The following is a 17,088-nucleotide window of genomic DNA, read 5'->3' as shown; positions in this document are numbered from 1 at the left end:
CTCTGCCATGACCGCCACTGCCCACCCGGATGACGCCGCGATCCGTGCGATCCTGCAGCGCCAGCACGCCGCCAGCCGCGCGGGCGAGCCGTGGAGCGCCGAGCAGCGCATCGAGTTGATCGACCGCGCCATCGACCTGCTGGTCCGTCACGAGTCGGCGCTGATCGAAGCGCTCGACGCGGACTTCGGCCAGCGCAGCCCGACCTTCTCGCGTCATAGCGACGTGCTGTCGCCGCTGGCCACCCTGCGCCAGACCCGTGACGAGTTGCACCAGTGGATGCAGCCGGAGCGCCGCCAGGCACCGCGCGGCGAGGCCTGGGTGCAGTACCAGCCGCTGGGCGTGGTGGGCATCGTCACTGCCTGGAACGTACCGGCCAATATGGTCTTCAAGGGCTTGGCCGGTGCGCTGGCAGCGGGCAACCGGGTCATGATCAAACCTTCGGAGTTCAACCCGCAGACCTCGGCACTGATCGCCCGGATGATCCGTGAGGTCTATGCCGAGGACGAGGTGGCGGTGGTCACTGGCCCGGCGGAAGTCGGCCAGGCTTTCTGCCGCCAGCCCTTCGACCACCTGCTGTTCACCGGCGCCGGCAGCATTGGCCGGCATGTGCTGCGCGCGGCCGCCGAGAACCTGGTGCCGGTGACCCTGGAGCTGGGCGGCAAGTCGCCGGCCATCGTGTCCCGCTCGGCCGACCTGAAGAGTGCGGCCAGCAAGATCATGCTCGGCAAGCTGATGAATGCTGGCCAGTTGTGCGTGGCGCCGGACTACGTATTGGTCCCCGTGGAGTCGCTGGACGCCTTCGTCGAGATTGCCCGCGCTGTCGTCGCCAAGGTCTTCCCGACGCTGGCCGACAACCCCGAGTACACCGCCGTCATCAACGCACGCCATTACCAGCGCCTGTGTGGCTACCTGGACGAGGCTCAGGCCGCCGGCGTCGAACTGGTCGAACTCAACCCTGCCGGCGAAACGCTCGACCCCGCGCGGCGCAAGCTCGCGCCGACCCTTCTGCGCGACCCCGGCGATGGCCTGCAGGTCATGCAGGACGAGATTTTCGGGCCGCTCCTGCCGGTCAAGCCGTATCGCCACTTCGACGAGGCCATCGCCTACGTCAACGCCCATCCGCGCCCGCTCGGCCTGTACTGGTTCGGCAGCGATGCCGGCGAGGAGCGCGCAGTGCTCGAACGCACCTGTTCCGGCGGCGTGACGCTCAACGAAGTGATGCACCACGCCGGGCTGGAAAGCCTGCCCTTCGGCGGCGTCGGCCACAGCGGCATGGGCGCCTACCACGGTATCGATGGCTTCCGCACCTTCAGCCACGCCAGGGCCATCTACCGCGCCGGCTGATCCACGCCGGCTCCCGCCACCGTCGAATTTCCTACTGTCGAGAAGGCACACCATGAAAGCAGCTGTATTCCACCAGGTCGGCGCGCCGCTGAGTATCGAAGAAGTCGGCATCAGCAAGCCCGGTCCGCGCGAAGTGCTGATCCGCACCGTCGCCGTTGGCGTCTGCCATTCGGATCTGCACGTGATCGACGGCTCCTATCCCTATCCCGGCCCTATGGTGCTCGGCCATGAGGCCGCCGGTATCGTCGAGCAGGTCGGTTCCGAGGTGCGCACGGTCAAGCCCGGCGATCACGTGGTGACCTGCCTGACGGTGTTCTGCGGCCACTGCGCACATTGCGTGACGGGCCACCTGTCGCGCTGCGTGTCGCCGGAGACCAAGCGTGACAAGGACGAAGAACCGCGCCTGAGTTATGCGCAGAAGCCCATGCCGCAGTTCGTCAACCTCTCGGCCTTCGCCGAGCAGATGCTGGTGCACGAGAACGCCTGCGTGGCGATCCGCCGCGACATGCCGCTGGACCGCGCCGCATTGCTCGGCTGTGCCGTTACCACCGGCACCGGCGCGGTGTTCAACACCGCCAAGGTGCGGCCTGGCGAAACGGTCGCGGTGATCGGGTGTGGCGGCATCGGCCTGGCGGCCATCAACGGCGCGGCGCTGGCCGGGGCAGGGCGGATCATCGCCATCGACATGCTCGACTCCAAGCTGGAGCTGGCCCGCCAGTTCGGCACCACCGACGTGGTCAACGGCAAGGATGGCGACGCGGTGAAGCAGGTGCTGGAGCTGACCCGTGGCGGCGTGCACCACGCCTTCGAGTGCATCGGCCTCAAGCAGACGGCCGAGCAGGCCTTCAGCATGCTGGCGCGCGGGGGCACCGCCACCATCATCGGCATGCTCAAGCCAGGCCTGAAGATCGAGGTCGACCCGTTCCAGCTGCTCCACGAGCGCCGCCTGCAGGGCTCGTTGATGGGCTCCAACCGCTTCCCGGTGGACTTGCCGGCGCTGGTGGACTTCTACATGGCCGGGCGGCTCAAGCTCGACGAAATGATCTCCCAGCGCATCCGCCTGGAACAGATCAACCAGGCCTTCGATGAATTGCGTCGCGGCGAGCTGGCTCGCTCGGTGATCGTCTTCGACCAATGACTTGCCCGGGGCCGCCCGCTGTCGGCGGCCCGGTACCAGGAGTTCACTGATGGATATCCACTTCACCCCCGAGGAACAGGCGTTCCGCGAAGAGGTGCGCGCGTTCCTGCGCGCCGAGCTGCCCCCGGAGCTGGCGCAACGCATCCTCGCCGGCAAGCGCCTGAGCAAGGAAGATCAGGTGCGCTGGATGCGCATCCTCAACCAGCGCGGCTGGCTGGTGCCGGGCTGGCCCGCGGAGTATGGCGGCCCGGGCTGGGGCGCCGTGCAGAAGCACATTTTCGAGGAAGAGTGCTTCGCCGCTGGCGCGCCACGGGTGGTCGCCTTCGGCGCGAAGATGGTGGCGCCGGTGCTGATCCGCTTCGGCACGCCGGAACAGAAGGCGCGCTTCCTGCCGCGCATCCTCGACAGTTCCGACTGGTGGTGCCAGGGCTATTCCGAACCGGGCGCCGGTTCCGACCTGGCCTCGCTGAAGACCCGCGCCGTGCGCGACGGCGATCACTACGTGGTGAACGGCCAGAAGATCTGGACCACCCTGGCGCATTACGCCGACTGGATGTTCTGCCTGGTCCGTACCGATCCCGATGCGCCGCAGCAGCGGGGCATCAGCTTCCTCCTGATCGACATGCGGACCCCTGGCATCACCGTGCGGCCGATCATCACCCTGGACGGCGAGCACGAGGTCAATGAAGTGTTCTTCGACAACGTGCGCGTGCCGGTAGAGAACCTGGTGGGCCGCGAGAACGAAGGCTGGACCTGCGCCAAGTACCTGCTGACCCACGAACGCACCAGCATCGGCGGCATCAACCAGACCAAGGTGCTGCTGCGCAAGCTCAAGCAGGTCGCCGCGCAGGAACTGCGCAACGGCCGGCCGCTGCTCGACGACCCGCTGTTCCGTGCACAGGTCGCCGCCGTGGAGATGCAACTGATGGCGGCCGACATGAGCAACCTGCGCGCACTGGTGGCAGCCCGCGACGGCGGGGTGCCGGGTGCCGAAAGCTCGATCCTCAAGGTCAAGGGCACCGAGGTACGCCAGCAGATCGTCTACCTGCTGACAAAGGCCGTGGGCAGCTACGCGCTGCCCTTCCTGGAGGACGAACTGGGCCTGGAGGACCGGCCGGGCGAGGTGCTGCACAGCACCGACAGCGCCACCGCCGCCTACCAGTACCTCGACTCGAGAAAGGCCTCGATCTATGGCGGCTCCAACGAGATCCAGAAGAACATCATCGCCAAGATGATCCTTGAGTTGTAAGGAGCCCGCAGCATGGACTTCAAATTGAGCGAAGAGCAGCAGATGCTGCAGGACACCACGGCGCGCCTGGTGCGCGACCACTACAGCTTCGAGCAGCGCGAGGCCAACCGCCTTGAGGCGGACGGTTTCAGCCGGGCCTTCTGGGCGCAACTGGGGGAGCTGGGGCTGTGCGCCGTGCCGTTCGCCGAAGCCCATGGCGGGTTCGTCGGCCAGGGCGTGGAAGTGGGCCTGGTCTGCGCCGAGCTGGGCCGTGGCCTGTGCCTGGAGCCCTACCTGTACTCGGTGGTGTACGCCGGCGGCCTGCTGGCGCAACTGGCCAACCCGGCACAGGGCGCCGAACTGCTGCCGCGAGTCGCCAGCGGCGAGCTGCAACTGGCCCTGGCCGTCGATGAGCCGCAAAGCCATTACCAGCTGCACGATGTACATAGCACTGCCAGCCTGACCTCTGGCGGCTGGTTGCTGGACGGGCGCAAGAGCGTGGTCTTCGGCGGACAGAGTGCCGGGCTGATCCTGGTATCGGCACGAACCGAGGGCGAGCCGCTGGACGAGGCGGGGATCAGCCTGTTCCTGGTCGACCCCGACAGCCCCGGCGTGCGCCGCCGGGACTACCCGACGCTGGACGGGCGCATGGCCTGTGACCTGTACCTGGACCAGGTCTTCGTGCCCACCGCGGCTCTGCTGGGCGCGGAAGGCGGCGCCCTGGCCGCGCTGCGCTACCAGCAGGGGCGGGCGATCGCCGCGCAGTGCGCCGAAGCGGTCGGCAGCATGGAGGCGGCCTGCGCACTGACCCTCGACTACCTGAAGACGCGCCAGCAGTTCGGCAGCGTGATCGGCAAGTTCCAGGCCCTGCAGCACCGCATGGTCGACCTGCGCATCGAACTGGACCAGGCCAGCTCCATGGCGCTGCTCGCCGCTTGCCTGGCCGATGAGCCGGACAGCGCCGAGCGCAGCCGCGCCCTGGCGGCGGCCAAGTACATCGTCAGCCGCGCGGCCCGTCTGATCGCCGACGAGAGCGTGCAGTTGCATGGCGGCATCGGACTGACCTGGGAATACCAGCTCTCGCACCATGCCAAGCACCTGCTGATGGTCGCCCGTCAACTGGGCGACGATGACCATCACCTGCAGGTCTTCAGCGAGCTGATGGCACCAGCCTGATTCGCGCGGAGATCATTCATCGGGTCGACGAGTCCCGGTGTTGCGGCTTTCCCGTAGCGTCTGCTCCGGATTGGTTCGCAGAATTTCGCGTGAGCCCATGGCAGCTAGAAGGTTTGCCGTGTCGGCTCACGGGAAATCTCTGAAATTTGAAATAGATAGTTCCTGGCGATAAGTGGCAGGCCCAGGGCAATGCTCATTTTGGTTTCCCTGCCAGCTGTCTTACCGAGAATCTCCGTGACGCTCTGGAGTGAGCTATGACCATCAATAAACTTCAAATTGCTCGTACTATCCGAAACGCTTCGCATAATGACGGAATGGTTGCCGCGCTATTGCTAGAGCTCAGCGAACTCGTAGCTGACACGCACTTGGCGCGCCTTGCTCTGGGTATGGTCCAACAGATGCAAGATGACTCCAAAGCGCTCGAGGAGGCCGCCACTACCATCATGGGAGGATGCGTAGCAGTCTGCTTCCACTCGGCAGCCTATCGTTCCGATAACTGCATGACCTAGAAAATGTGCGATACCGGGAGCAGCGCCTCTTCCTGAATAGGGCAATTCGTGAGTATTGACTGAATGCGCGTTCGCTTTAGTTCGCTTCCTGTCTGTGGTGAGAGTCTGCTACCGACCCATTGCGGACGCTCGTAGGTGGTTCGCCCAGGGCGGTGTCGGTATATGCCCGCTTCTAGCGGGAAACGGGCGTCCGCAATGTAACCTTCTTTAGCCAGAGTTCACCTGCTCAGCCCAGCCGCCCTAGTCGCCCTAATTCGACCAGCGTCTCGACCACACACTTAACCTTAGGTCGCAAATGTGCCGCCCTAGGCCAGACCGCGTGGACGTCAACCAGATCCTGGGTGAATTCATCCAGTACTGTCACCAGACGCCTTGCGGCGATGTGTTCTCGCACCAGTGACTCCGGAATCTGGCACAGCCCCAGACCGGCAAGCGTTGCGTCGACAATCGCATCTCCGTCACCGAGCTGGTGCGTCGCCGGAGGGCTGAATCGTTGTGCAGCCCCCTCGATTGAAACCCGCCAGGATAAGGGCTGGTCGCGCCGATACCCTACGATACCCTGATGAAGCTCGAGGTCATCGAGAGTGACCGGGGTGCCGCGCTTTTCGAGGTACTTCGGCGCACCGCAGATCACCCAACGCTGACTGGTCAAGCGGCGTGCGATCAATTCAGTCGAGTCCTTCGGCTCCCCGAAACGGATCGCCAGGTCAACGCCTTCCTCGATCGGATCAATGAGGTGATCGGCAAATGTCATCGTGAAATGCAGATCGGGATACCGACACCCGATCTCCAGCAGAATCGGCATCATGACCTTGCGTCCGAAGACCACCGGCATGTCGATGCGCAGGCGACCGGATGGACTCATGGCACGGGCCCCCAGGCTGTTCTCGGCGGCGCCTATTTCCTCCAGGGCAGCGGAGCAGGCCGCGAAGTAAGCCTGACCGTCGGCAGACAATGTCACTCGCCGCGTCGTACGGAGAAACAGCTTTACCCCCAACCGCTCTTCCAGGCGGGCAATCGACTTGCCGACCGCAGATTTGGACACGCCCAACTGCGCAGCGGCGTCCGTGAAGCTGTGTGCGCGAGCCGCCACCACGAAGGTGGTGATTCCGCTCAACGATTCGATGGGGAGCATGGGAAGTCTCTGTAGACCTGAAGTCTACATAGTGACAATAAGTAGCGCGTTTATCGAGCTGAAAGTCATCCATAGAATCTCGAGCACGCGCTGGCCGGCTCTCCATCACCTGGTCGGCTCTCACTCGTTTATGGAGACACTATCAATGCCCCTCGCTATCTGGGCCCTCGCGATCGGAACGTTCGGGATCGGCACCACCGAGTTCGTCATCGCCGGGTTGTTGCCGCAAATGGCGGCCGAATATGGCATCACCATCCCACAAGCCGGGTACCTGGCAACCTCCTATGCACTGGGCGTCTTTCTCGGCGCACCGTTGTTGATCATTCTGGGCGGACGGCTGCCGCGTAAACGGATGCTCGCGATCCTGATGGTTCTCTTCGTCCTGGGAAATCTCATGACGGCCGCCGCGACGAGTTTCCCAATGGCACTGCTCGGCCGAGTGATTACCTCGCTGACCCACGGGGCCTTCATTGGCATAGGTTCGATCCTCGCCGCTGAACTGGTAGCTCCCAACAAACGGGTCAGCGCGATTGCCTTCATGTTTTCGGGTATGGCGCTGGCCACCCTGCTCGGTGTGCCTGCCGGCACCTGGTTGAGCCAGTTCATTTCCTGGCGGGCGACGTTCTACGCTATCACCGCTATCGGCATCATCGGCTTGCTAGCGGTGGTCTACATGATTCCCGATGTCGGCGGGAGCAAAGGTGCAAACGTTCGTCAGGAGCTGGCAGCGTTCAAGAACTCCAGGGTACTGCTGGCAATGGGTATCACCGTTCTCGGCCCAGCTTCGTTCTTCACCTCAATCACCTACATTGCGCCCATGATGACGGAAGTCGCCGGCTTCTCTGAGTCTGCAGTTGTCTGGCTGATGATGGCCTTCGGCATCGGTCTGTTTGCCGGGAATTCTCTCGGCGGGCGCTTTGCAGATCGCTCACTGATGCCGCTGCTCTACATCACACTGCTCGCTCAGGCGATCGTCCTGTTCGTATTCGCCTTTACCGCTCACAGCCAGTGGATGTCCGTCTTGTGCATTTCGCTGATGGCGGGCTTTGGCTTTGCCACCGTGTCGCCCATTCAGAAGCTGGTTCTGGATAAAGCAGCGGCTGCGGGCGCTCCTACCCTTGCCGCCGCTGTGAACATCGGCCTCTTCAACCTGGGCAATGCCATCGGCGCCTGGGTAGGGGGCTGGGTGATCAGCGCGGGTTTCGGCCTGGTTGCCCCGAACTGGGCCGGCGGACTGTTGTCACTCGGCGCTCTGGCACTGGCCCTGATATCTGGCGCACTGGACAGGCGCGAAGCCATGGGCCTTCCGCAGCAGGCTTGAGCGAGGATTAGCGAGGGCCTTCGGCAGACGGGGGACTCTTTACTGCTGAACAAGTGTTCAGCTATAAGGGTGCTCCTGAGCTCATGCCGCGCCGTGCGTCGGCGGAACACCACAGCTTTCTTCCCCGGGGGCGGTTAACTCCGCCTCTTCCCAGCTCTTCGCTGAACCGGAGTGCCCATGCGTAACCAGCTCTTCAGAACTCGCATTACAGAGATGCTCGGGATCCCTCATCCCATTCTTTGTGGCGGTATGGGGCCTGGGGTGTCAGACGCCAACTATGTCGCGTCGGTGGTCAACGCAGGTGGGATGGGATTTGTGGTTGCTGCCGGCTTCCCCGATCTGGACGAATTCCGCGAACAGCTTCGTCGGTGTCGCAGCCTCACCTCGGGCAAAGGGTTCGGGGTGAATCTCTACCTTTCTGGTCAGGCCGGCGCAACCGAGCGCTTGCGTCAGCAGATGAGGATTCTTGCCGAGGAAGAAGTCCTCTGTGTCGAGACATCGGGTGGTAGCCCGGAAGCTGTTCTACCGGCGCTGCAGGAAGCGGGCATAAAGGTTCTGCACAAGGTTCCGGCGGTTCGCTACGCGCGCTCAGCCGCGCGTCTTGGCGTGGATGCGGTGATCGTCGTTGGCAACGACTGCGGCGGGCATCCAGGAACCTACGGCATCAGCAGCATGGTTCAAGCCGCCCATGCACCGAAAGAGGTTTCCATCCCGGTGGTTATCGGTGGAGGGATCGGCACCGGAAGCCAACTGGCGGCGACGCTGTTGATGGGAGCCGAGGCCGTCCTGATGGGGTCGCGGATGCTGGTAGCCGAGGAGCTGTGGATTCACCGCCAGTACAAGGAGCGACTGGTGCAAAGCGATGGCACAGAAAGCATCATCGTGAAGACCGGCCTGCGGCAACATCACCGAGTCCTCAACAATGACAGCGCCAAGGCTGTTGCAGCATTGGACGCAGCGGGAGCGAGCGATTTCGAAAGCTATCGCCCTCACGTCATGGGAGCGCTGACCACTCAAGCCTACAAGACCGGGGATAGCCGCCAAGGCATGCTCGATTACGGCCCGTCGATCGTATTTGCCGACGCTGTGCAAAGCGTGGAAGCCATTTTTGACTCGGTGCTCGATGATGCGCGCCATGCGATGCGGCGCCTTGAAGGTCTGCGTTGCAATGGGTGAGCGAACACATCTCCAATCTGGGGTTTCAAGCTGCCAAGGAGTGGCGGGAGAATCCGACCCATAGCGGACACTGGCAGCTCAGACCGGAAGCCCCATTTTTGGGATTGGCCCGAAGCGGTCAGTGCTTCTGCTCTACAAAATGGTTTGACTGCCACGCAAATCGGCGCTGGACCGAACGTGTATCTCCGTCCGGACAACTCTGTTCAGTGAGTTTGAACTCGAGTGTTGTCTTGGAAGTACCTTCGTTCTCCACGTTGACGGAGTCGATGTTAGCTGCCACACCGTTAAGCACACGTTCACCACACATGCCGACCCCTGGGTCTTGCTTCACGTAGAACAATTCTTCCAGCTCAAACGCTTTCCCTTCCTTTTTGGGCTTGAGGTAGAGCACTTCGTAGATGGCGTCCCAATCTCCTCCATGCAGGCTATCGGTCCGAAGGAGTGCAAAATGTTTCTTGTTAGGGCCGTCAAACTCAAGCGGAACTGAAAGATTTTCCCTGCGATACCGATCTGCGAAGGCGTATGTACCATTGCTGGCGTTGAAATAGTACAAGCCCTGCAAGACCCGGCCGGTGTCGATTAGCGTGACCAGAAACTCTCTATCGTTGAGACGGAAGCAGAGCGTGGGTTGGCGCTCGTCCGAATGGGAGAGGTAGAAGTCATTCAATTTGCGGAAGGGGGGCGTGGTCAGGGCCGTTTCGCACGGTTGAAACCAGGAGCCGGCATTAGCGGTACTTGAAAGCAGCAGCATTGATACGACTACTGCGCGAATAAATCCCTTCATGGTCGTTATCCTTTCTGACCTAAAGTCCCAAGAAGCAGAACATCGACTTCCGCACAGCAAGACGCGTAGCAAGAGATCATAGCCGTGAAAAGGGGGAATCAGTTCCATCTCCGAGCGTCCGCTTCTGGCCGTTATCTGCCTGCTGAACCGGCTATGTATTGTCAGATCAGGACTCTGGAAAGCGCAGCCATGAAGCTCGGTTACTGACATGGACATGCTTCTGTCTGGCCGGTTCGAAGGCGCTGTCCAGCGTGCCAAGGGCTATGGAAATCCAATCGGAAAACTCCCCTTGGCTCGTTGACCAGAACAGCGAAGAACCACAGTTGGAACAGAACTGACGCAGCGTACCGACCGACGACGAATAGGATCGGATGCCCTCCGCACCAGCCAGAATTCGCAGATCCCCGCGCGGCACGCTGCCGTAGCTGGCAAAGGCCGCTCCGTGGCTTTTTCGGCATTGGCTGCAATGGCAATGGCTGACAGCCTTGGGTGCCGTGGTCGCTGCATACCTGACCGAGCCGCACAGGCAGCTCCCCTGGAAAGTTTCATCCATGTTGTTCGTCGTTCCTTGATGAAGGCGGCAGCTGGACTGCGCCATGGGTGCAACAGATGGAATGCCGGTCTGTCGAGGGGCGGCCATACGGGCAGCAGAGGGCGCTCAGTGGAGGGTGGGGAAGCGCACCTTCACCAGCTCCTGCGCCTGCCAGGTCATCTGGTCGAGCAGGCGGTCGCGTTTCTTCTCGGCCTCGCGCATGGCCTTGCTGCCGTTCTGCTTTACCAGGTAGGTGTGGATCTGCCGCACTTCCTTGGACTGGTAGATCGGCGCCAGGTCCTGCACGGCGACCATGCCGTCGGAGCGGTGGTCGCGGGTGTTCATCAGCACATGCGGTCCCTGGGCGGCGAGGACCTGGAAGCCCATCGCCTCGAAGACCGGCACCTTGCCCGCCGCGCAGGCCAGTTCGGCGTGGGGGCGGTGTGCGGTCATCTTCTGCAGCATGGCGCGGGCCATGCCCCGGCGGCGGTGGCTGGCCTGGACAGCGAGGTAGGCCAGGGTGCAGGCCCCGGCGTCGTCCTGGCTCGGCAGGTAGAGGGCGAAGCCGAGCACCTGCGACGGGTCTTCGTCGTCGAGGGCGAGGATCAGGCGTGCGGGACTTTCCGGGGAACCGTCCATGGCCTGCAGGTACAGGTGTACCTCGAAGCCGATCACATACTGGTACAGCTGGAACAGCGGGTTGCTCGGCGTCAGCGGCACCGGACTGATGTCGCTGAAATAATCCACCACCATCTGCAGCACCTGGCTCTTCAGGGATTCGGGAGGAGAGGTGTCGAGGATGGCGAGGGTGAACATCTGCAGCGGGCTCCGGGAAATCGGTGTGGGCGCCATTGTAACCTCCGCAGGCGCCGACCGATTCATCCGCCCGGCATTCAGCCCTGCCAGCCGCCACCGAGGGTCTTGTACAGGGTCACCCGGTTGACCTGCTCGGACAGCTCCAGGGTGATCTGCGTCTGCTGCGCCGAGTACAGCGAGCGTTGTGCATCGAGCACCTCGAGGAAGCTCTGCGAGCCCTGCTTGTACAGCGCCAGCGACAGGTCGTAGCTCTTCCTGGTGGCCTGGGTCAGGCTGCGCTGGGCGTCGAGGCGTTCGCTGATGTGGCCGCGTACCGAGAGGGCGTCGGCGACTTCGCTGAAGGCGGTCTGCAGGGTCTTCTCGTACTTGGCCACGTCGATGTCGCGGGTGATCTTTGCCGCGTCGAGGCTGGCGCGGTTGCTGCCGGCGTTGAAGATCGGCAGGTTGATCGACGGGGCGAAGCTCCAGGCGCGGCTGCCGGACTTGAACAGCCCGGACAGCTCGCTGCTGGCACTGCCGCCGCTGGCGGTCAGGGTCACGCTGGGGAAGAGCGCCGCACGCGCGGCGCCGATGTCGGCGTTGGCGGCCTTGAGCGTGTGCTCGGCGGCCAGTACGTCGGGGCGGCGTTGCAGCAATGTCGAGGGCAGGCCGGCGGGAACATTGACCAGCAGCGCGGCGTCGAGTTTCGCATCGCCCGGCAGCAGGCTGTCGTCGAGGCGCTCGCCCACCAGCAGCTCCAGTGCGTTGCGGTCCTGCTCGACCTGGCTCGCGTAGTTGGCCACGTCGGCGCGCGCCGACTCCACGGTGCTCAGCGACTGCGCCAGGCTCAGTCCGGACTGGCCGCCCAGGCCGTGGCTCTGCTGTGTCAGCTCGTAGGTCTTCTGCTGGCTGGCGTAGGTTTCTTTCGCCAGGCTCAGCAGTTGCTGGTCGGCGGCCAGGGTCATCCAGGCGCTGGCGACTTCGGCCACCAGGCTGATCTGCGTGCTGCGCCGGGTCTGCTCCAGGGACAGGTAGTCCTCCAGCGCGGCGTCCTTAAGGTTGCCCAGGCGACCGAACAGGTCCAGCTCGTAGCTGCTCACGCCGAGGCCGACGCTGTACTGGCTGCTGACCGCGTTGCTGCCATCGGACACGGAACGCTGGCGGGTGCCGTCGGCGGTGGCGGAGACCGCCGGGAACAGCGCCGAACGCTGGATGCGGTACTGCGCCTGCTGGTACTCGACGTTCAGCGCTGCGACGCGCAGGTCGCGGTTGTTGGCCAGGGCGCGGGCGACGGTGTCGCGCAGGCGGGCATCGACGAACAGCTCGCGCCAGGCGATATCGGCGCTGGCCTGGCCGGCCGGGGTAGCGGTGGACCACTGGCTGGCCACCGGGGCGTCCGGGCGTTGATAGTCGGGCGCGAGGTTCACGCAGCCGCCGAGCAACATCGCCAGGACCAGGGGAGTCGGGGAAAGACGCATCAGGCTTCTCCTGCAGCGGTGACGTCGCGGGCGGCTCTGCGGCGCGAGGCCAGGCGCTGCACCAGCACATAGAACAGGGGGATGAAGAACAGGCCGAGCAGGGTGGCGGCGAGCATCCCGCCGAGCACGCCGGTGCCGATGGCCTGGCGTCCGCCGGCACCGGCACCGCTGGAGAGAGCCAGCGGCAGCACGCCGAGGATGAAGGCCAGGGAGGTCATCAGCACCGGGCGCAGGCGTACCCGCACCGCCTCCAGCGTGGCCGCCAGCAGGTCCTGGCCGCGCTCGTGGTTCTCCTTGGCGAACTCGACGATGAGGATGGCATTCTTCGCCGCCAGGCCCACGGTGGTCAGCAGGCCGACCTGGAAGTAGACGTCGTTGGACAAACCGCGCACGCCGGTCAGCAGCAGCGCGCCGAGGATGCCCAGCGGCACCACCAGCATCACCGCGAAGGGCACCGACCAGCTCTCGTACAGCGCCGCCAGGCAGAGGAACACGAAGAGGATGGAGATGGTGTAGAGCAGCGGCGCCTGGTTGCCGGCAAGACGTTCCTGGTAGGACTGGCCGGTCCAGGCGTAGCCGATGCCTTCGGGCAGCTGGGTCATGATCTGCTCCACCGCCGCCATGGCGTCGCCGGAGCTGACGCCGGCTGCCGGTTCGCCCACCAGCTCGTAGGAGCCGAAGCCGTTGTAGCGCTCCAGCAGCGGCGAGGCGGTGCTCCAGCGGGTGCTGGTGAAGGCCGACAGCGGCACCATGGCACTGCTGGAATTGCGCACGTACCAGTCGCCGATGTCCTCGGCCTGCATGCGCTTGTCGGCATCGCCCTGGAGGTAGACCTTCTTCACCCGGCCGGCGTCGAGGAAGTCGTTGACGTAGCTGCCGCCCATGGCTGCGCTCAGGGTGTCGTTGATGTCACCGGAGGCCACGCCCATGGCGCCGGCCTTGCGGTCGTCGATGTCGACGTTGAGCTGCGGGGTGTCCTCCAGGCCCTGGGCGCGCACGTTGGCCAGGCGCGGGTCCTTGGCCGCCAGTTGCAGGAAGGTATCTCGGGCCTTGAGCAGCTCGGCGTGGCCGAGGCCGGCGAGGTCCTGCAGCTGGATGTCGAAGCCGGAGCTTTCGCCCAGGCCCTGGATCGCCGGCGGCGAGATGACGAAGACGTTGGCGTCGAGGATCTTCGACAGCGCCATGTTGGCTCGGCGGGCCACGGCAGCGGCGCTGTGCTCGTCGCCCTGGCGCTCGCTCCAGTCCTTGAGCTTGATGAAGCCGCGCCCGGAGTTCTGCGCGTTGCCGCCGTTGCCCAGGCCGCGCACGGTGAGCACCGAGGCGACTTCCGGCTGCTGCAGCATGTACTGCTGCACCTCGCGGGTGACGTCCTGCAGGCGCTCGTCGGTGCCGCCCACCGGCAGGGTCATCATCATCATGAGCATGCCCTGGTCCTCGTCGGGGAGGAACGCGGTGGGCAGCTTGTGGAACATCACACCCACGCCGCCCAGCACCAGCGCATAGATCAGCAGCGCGCGCAGCGGCCGCGCCAGCACGGCGCCGACGCCGCGCTGGTAGTCACGCGAGCCGCGCTCGAAGGTGCGGTTGAACCAGCCGAAGAAGCCACGGCGTGGTTCGCCGTGCTTCGCATCGGGCTTGAGCAGGGTGGCGCACAGCGCCGGGGTGAGGGTCATGGCGACCAGCACCGAGAGCGCCATGGCGGCGACCATGGTCACCGAGAACTGCCGGTAGATCACGCCGGTGGAGCCGCCGAAAAAGGCCATCGGCACGAACACCGCCGAGAGCACCACGGCGATGCCGATCAGCGCGCCGCTGATCTCGCCCATGGACTGGCGAGTCGCTTCGCGGGGCGACAGACCTTTCTCGGCGATGATCCGCTCCACGTTCTCCACCACCACGATGGCGTCGTCCACCAGCAAGCCGATGGCCAGGACCATGCCGAACATGGTCAGTGTGTTGATCGAGTAGCCCATCAGCGCGAGCACGCCGAAGGTGCCCAGCAGCACCACCGGCACGGCGATGGCCGGGATCAGGGTGGCGCGGATGTTCTGCAGGAACAGGTACATGATGAGCACGACGAGGGCGATGGCCTCGAACAGCGTCTTGACCACTTCCTCGATGGAAATCTTCACGAAGGGCGCGGTGTTGTAAGCCACTTCGCTGCGCAGTTGCAGCTTGCTGGGGAAGAATTTTTCCAGCTCGGCGAGCTTGGCCTGCACGGCTTCGGACACGTCCAGCGCATTGGCGCCGGTGGCCAGGCTCACGGCCAGTCCGCCGGAGGGCCGGCCGTTGTGTTCGGCGACCACGTCGTAGCTTTCGCTACCCAGTTCCACGCGCGCCACGTCGGCCAGAGTCACCACCGCGCCATTGCTGGAGTACTTGAGCACCAGGTCGCGGAACTGCGCGGCGGTCTGCAGTTTGCTGCGCGCGCTGATGGTCGCGTTGAGCTGCTGGCCGGGGCGGGCGGGCAGGGCGCCGAGCTGGCCGGCGGAGGTGTCGACGTTCTGCGCGGTGAGCGCGCTGCTGACGTCCGAGGGCATCAGCGAGTACTGCTTGAGCTTGTCCGGGTCGAGCCAGATGCGCATGGCGTAGCTGGAGCCCAGGGTGGTCACCTCACCCACGCCGTTGACCCGGCTGATCTGGTCGTACAGCGTGCTGGAGATGAAGTCGCTGATGTCGGTGGCGCTGACCTCGGGGTTGTCCGAGACCAGCGAGACGATGATCAGGAAGTCGCTGGCCGAGTTGCGGATCTCGATGCCCTGTTGCTGCACGGTTTCCGGCAGGCGCGCCTTGGCCTGCTCCAGCTTGGTCTGCACCAGCATCTGCGCGGTGTTGACGTCGGTGCCGGCCTCGAAGGTCAGGGTGATGGTGGCGCTGCCCGCCGAGCTGCTGCTGGATGACATATAGGTCAGGCCGTTGAGCCCGGTCATCTGCTGCTCGATGACCTGGGTCACCGAGTCTTCCATGGTCTTGGCCGAGGCGCCGGTGTAGGTGGCGTTGAGGCTGATCTGCGGCGGCGCGATGTTGGGGTACTGCGCCAGCGGCAGCTGGTAGATGGCGAGGATACCGCCGAGCATCACCAGGATGGCGATGACCCAGGCGAAGATCGGCCGGTCGATGAAGAAGCGTGCCATGGCTTGGGCCTCAGTCGGTGCTGTCGTTGCGGGCGGTCAGGCTGGTGTCGCCGGCGTTGCCGCTCTTCCAGTCGATGGCCTGCACCGGCTGGCCGACGCGGACCTTCTGCAGACCCTGGACGATCAACTGATCGCCATCCTCCAGCCCCTTGCTCACCCACCAGCGATTGCCCACGGCGCGGTCCAGAGTCAGCTCGCGCTGCTCGACCTTGCCGTCCACCACCACCAGCGCGGTGGCACCGCCGCGCTCGTCGCGACTGACGCCCTGCTGCGGCACCAGGATAGCGTCCGGTTGCACGCCCTCCTGCAACGTCGCCTTGATGTACATGCCCGGAAGCAGCAGGCCGTCGGGGTTGGGCACCAGGGCGCGCAGGGTCACGCTGCCGGTGCTCTCATCCACACTCACGCCGTTGAAGGTGAGGGTGCCGTCGTGGGCATAGGTGCTGCCGTCCTCCAGCTGCAGGCTGATGCGCGCGGCGTCTTTCTCCTCGGCGCGCGTAAGCTTGCCTTCGGCCAGCTCGCGCTTGAGGCGCAGCAGGGTGGTGCTGGGCTGGGTGAAGTCGACGTAGATCGGGTCGAGCTGCTGCACGGTGGTCAGCGCGGTGGTCTGCTCGGCGGTGACCAGCGCACCGGCGGTGACCGACGAGGTGGACGTGCGACCGGCGATGGGCGCATTGATCTTCGTGTAGCCGAGGTTGATCCGCGCGGTGCGCAGCGCGGCTTGCGCCGATTGCAGGCTGGCGCGGGCTTCGAGCAGCGAGGCCTGGGCGCTTTCGTTGTCCTCGGCGCTGATGGCGTCGATCTTCACCAGCTGCGCGTCGCGCTTGGCTTTCAGCTCGGCCGCCTTGAGCGTGGCGCGTGCCGAAGTGACGCTGGCCTCGGCCTGGGCGAGGGCGGCCTCGTAGGTCTGCGGGTCGATCTGGTAGAGCGCCTGGCCGGCCTTCACCGTCGCGCCTTCCTCGAACAGGCGCTTGAGCAGGATGCCGCCCACCTGCGGGCGAATCTCGGCGACCAGGTGCGCGCTGGCGCGGCCGGGCAGGGTGGTGCTCAGGGCCTGGGGCGCGCTGGCGACGTGGTACACCGCGACTTCCTGCACGGGCAGGGTGGGGGCGGCGCTCTCATCGCGGCAACCGCCGAGGACGAACAGACCGGTGCCCAGCAACAGGGCACGCGACAAGGGGGAAAACGAGGGGAAGAAGGAGGACATCCGTGGGACTCCGGACCGGAATGATTTTCACGATCCAGGCTGCTCGGCAAATGTGCAGCCATTGTGCAGAAAAGTGGGAGATTGCCCGTGCCGCCTTGCCCCATGCGGGGGGCCGCGCTTCAATGACGGC

13 protein-coding genes are annotated in these 17,088 nt (G+C 64.7%); 6 read left to right on the top strand and 7 right to left on the bottom strand.

Features of this window, described 5'->3' with window-relative positions:
* The first annotated feature begins 7 nt into the window (after window positions 1-7).
* From IB261_RS18145 to IB261_RS18130, 4 genes are read left to right on the top strand one after another with little or no spacing between them, the layout of a single operon-like run.
* Window positions 8-1,345, top strand: a complete 1,338-nt coding sequence (locus IB261_RS18145) for a coniferyl aldehyde dehydrogenase (RefSeq protein WP_192382771.1) — start codon at window positions 8-10, stop codon at window positions 1,343-1,345.
* 52 nt (window positions 1,346-1,397) lie between these two features.
* Window positions 1,398-2,483 (top strand): Zn-dependent alcohol dehydrogenase, encoded by a 1,086-nt coding sequence (locus tag IB261_RS18140; RefSeq protein ID WP_192382770.1) that lies wholly within the window; start codon window positions 1,398-1,400, stop codon window positions 2,481-2,483.
* A gap of 49 nt (window positions 2,484-2,532) precedes the next feature.
* Window positions 2,533-3,732, top strand: coding sequence for an acyl-CoA dehydrogenase family protein (locus IB261_RS18135; RefSeq protein WP_192382769.1), 1,200 nt, complete (start codon window positions 2,533-2,535; stop codon window positions 3,730-3,732).
* 12 nt (window positions 3,733-3,744) lie between these two features.
* Complete coding sequence (locus tag IB261_RS18130) at window positions 3,745-4,887, top strand: acyl-CoA dehydrogenase family protein (RefSeq protein WP_192382768.1); 1,143 nt, start codon at window positions 3,745-3,747, stop codon at window positions 4,885-4,887.
* A 735-nt stretch (window positions 4,888-5,622) separates the two neighbouring features.
* On the opposite strand, the gene IB261_RS18125 is transcribed toward IB261_RS18130, so the two are convergent.
* Complete coding sequence (locus IB261_RS18125) at window positions 5,623-6,531, bottom strand: LysR family transcriptional regulator (protein WP_192382766.1); 909 nt, start codon at window positions 6,529-6,531, stop codon at window positions 5,623-5,625.
* Window positions 6,532-6,676: 145 nt separating this feature from the next.
* Here IB261_RS18125 and IB261_RS18120 point away from each other — a divergent pair, with 145 nt between their 5' ends.
* Complete coding sequence (locus IB261_RS18120) at window positions 6,677-7,852, top strand: MFS transporter (protein ID WP_192382765.1); 1,176 nt, start codon at window positions 6,677-6,679, stop codon at window positions 7,850-7,852.
* 177 nt (window positions 7,853-8,029) lie between these two features.
* Window positions 8,030-9,028: an NAD(P)H-dependent flavin oxidoreductase gene (locus IB261_RS18115; RefSeq protein WP_192382764.1), complete on the top strand. Its 999-nt coding sequence runs from the start codon at window positions 8,030-8,032 to the stop codon at window positions 9,026-9,028.
* Window positions 9,029-9,146: 118 nt separating this feature from the next.
* On the opposite strand, the gene IB261_RS18110 is transcribed toward IB261_RS18115, so the two are convergent.
* From IB261_RS18110 to IB261_RS18085, 6 genes are all read right to left on the bottom strand, one after another.
* Window positions 9,147-9,812: a hypothetical protein gene (locus tag IB261_RS18110; protein WP_192382763.1), complete on the bottom strand. Its 666-nt coding sequence runs from the start codon at window positions 9,810-9,812 to the stop codon at window positions 9,147-9,149.
* A gap of 166 nt (window positions 9,813-9,978) precedes the next feature.
* A complete protein-coding gene (locus tag IB261_RS18105) occupies window positions 9,979-10,365 on the bottom strand; it encodes a GFA family protein (RefSeq protein ID WP_192382762.1) in 387 nt (128 codons plus the stop codon).
* A gap of 105 nt (window positions 10,366-10,470) precedes the next feature.
* Window positions 10,471-11,160 carry a GNAT family N-acetyltransferase gene (locus tag IB261_RS18100; protein ID WP_192382761.1) on the bottom strand — a complete coding sequence of 230 codons (690 nt, stop codon included), beginning with the start codon at window positions 11,158-11,160 and terminating at the stop codon, window positions 10,471-10,473.
* 77 nt (window positions 11,161-11,237) lie between these two features.
* Complete coding sequence (locus tag IB261_RS18095) at window positions 11,238-12,617, bottom strand: efflux transporter outer membrane subunit (protein ID WP_192382760.1); 1,380 nt, start codon at window positions 12,615-12,617, stop codon at window positions 11,238-11,240.
* Window positions 12,617-15,751, bottom strand: coding sequence for an efflux RND transporter permease subunit (locus tag IB261_RS18090; RefSeq protein WP_192382759.1), 3,135 nt, complete (start codon window positions 15,749-15,751; stop codon window positions 12,617-12,619). Before IB261_RS18090 ends, IB261_RS18095 begins: the two co-directional genes overlap by 1 nt.
* 10 nt (window positions 15,752-15,761) lie before the next feature.
* Window positions 15,762-16,958, bottom strand: coding sequence for an efflux RND transporter periplasmic adaptor subunit (locus tag IB261_RS18085; protein WP_192224446.1), 1,197 nt, complete (start codon window positions 16,956-16,958; stop codon window positions 15,762-15,764).
* Window positions 16,959-17,088: the final 130 nt, after the last annotated feature.

The sequence above is a fragment of the Pseudomonas sp. PDM20 genome (assembly GCF_014852575.3).
Classification (GTDB): domain Bacteria; phylum Pseudomonadota; class Gammaproteobacteria; order Pseudomonadales; family Pseudomonadaceae; genus Pseudomonas.
This window is presented reverse-complemented; position numbering and strand designations above follow the sequence as displayed.

Excerpts from the sequence above, each read along its gene's own strand:
- IB261_RS18125 (WP_192382766.1), bottom strand. The coding sequence starts at position 6,531 with ATGCTCCCCATCGAATCGTTGAGCGGAATCACCACCTTCGTGGTGGCG.
- IB261_RS18130 (WP_192382768.1), top strand. The coding sequence starts at position 3,745 with ATGGACTTCAAATTGAGCGAAGAGCAGCAGATGCTGCAGGACACCACG.
- IB261_RS18140 (WP_192382770.1), top strand. The coding sequence starts at position 1,398 with ATGAAAGCAGCTGTATTCCACCAGGTCGGCGCGCCGCTGAGTATCGAA.
- IB261_RS18110 (WP_192382763.1), bottom strand. The coding sequence starts at position 9,812 with ATGAAGGGATTTATTCGCGCAGTAGTCGTATCAATGCTGCTGCTTTCA.
- IB261_RS18085 (WP_192224446.1), bottom strand. The coding sequence starts at position 16,958 with ATGTCCTCCTTCTTCCCCTCGTTTTCCCCCTTGTCGCGTGCCCTGTTG.
- IB261_RS18095 (WP_192382760.1), bottom strand. The coding sequence starts at position 12,617 with ATGCGTCTTTCCCCGACTCCCCTGGTCCTGGCGATGTTGCTCGGCGGC.
- IB261_RS18135 (WP_192382769.1), top strand. The coding sequence starts at position 2,533 with ATGGATATCCACTTCACCCCCGAGGAACAGGCGTTCCGCGAAGAGGTG.
- IB261_RS18105 (WP_192382762.1), bottom strand. The coding sequence starts at position 10,365 with ATGGATGAAACTTTCCAGGGGAGCTGCCTGTGCGGCTCGGTCAGGTAT.
- IB261_RS18145 (WP_192382771.1), top strand. The coding sequence starts at position 8 with ATGACCGCCACTGCCCACCCGGATGACGCCGCGATCCGTGCGATCCTG.
- IB261_RS18115 (WP_192382764.1), top strand. The coding sequence starts at position 8,030 with ATGCGTAACCAGCTCTTCAGAACTCGCATTACAGAGATGCTCGGGATC.
- IB261_RS18120 (WP_192382765.1), top strand. The coding sequence starts at position 6,677 with ATGCCCCTCGCTATCTGGGCCCTCGCGATCGGAACGTTCGGGATCGGC.
- IB261_RS18090 (WP_192382759.1), bottom strand. The coding sequence starts at position 15,751 with ATGGCACGCTTCTTCATCGACCGGCCGATCTTCGCCTGGGTCATCGCC.
- IB261_RS18100 (WP_192382761.1), bottom strand. The coding sequence starts at position 11,160 with ATGTTCACCCTCGCCATCCTCGACACCTCTCCTCCCGAATCCCTGAAG.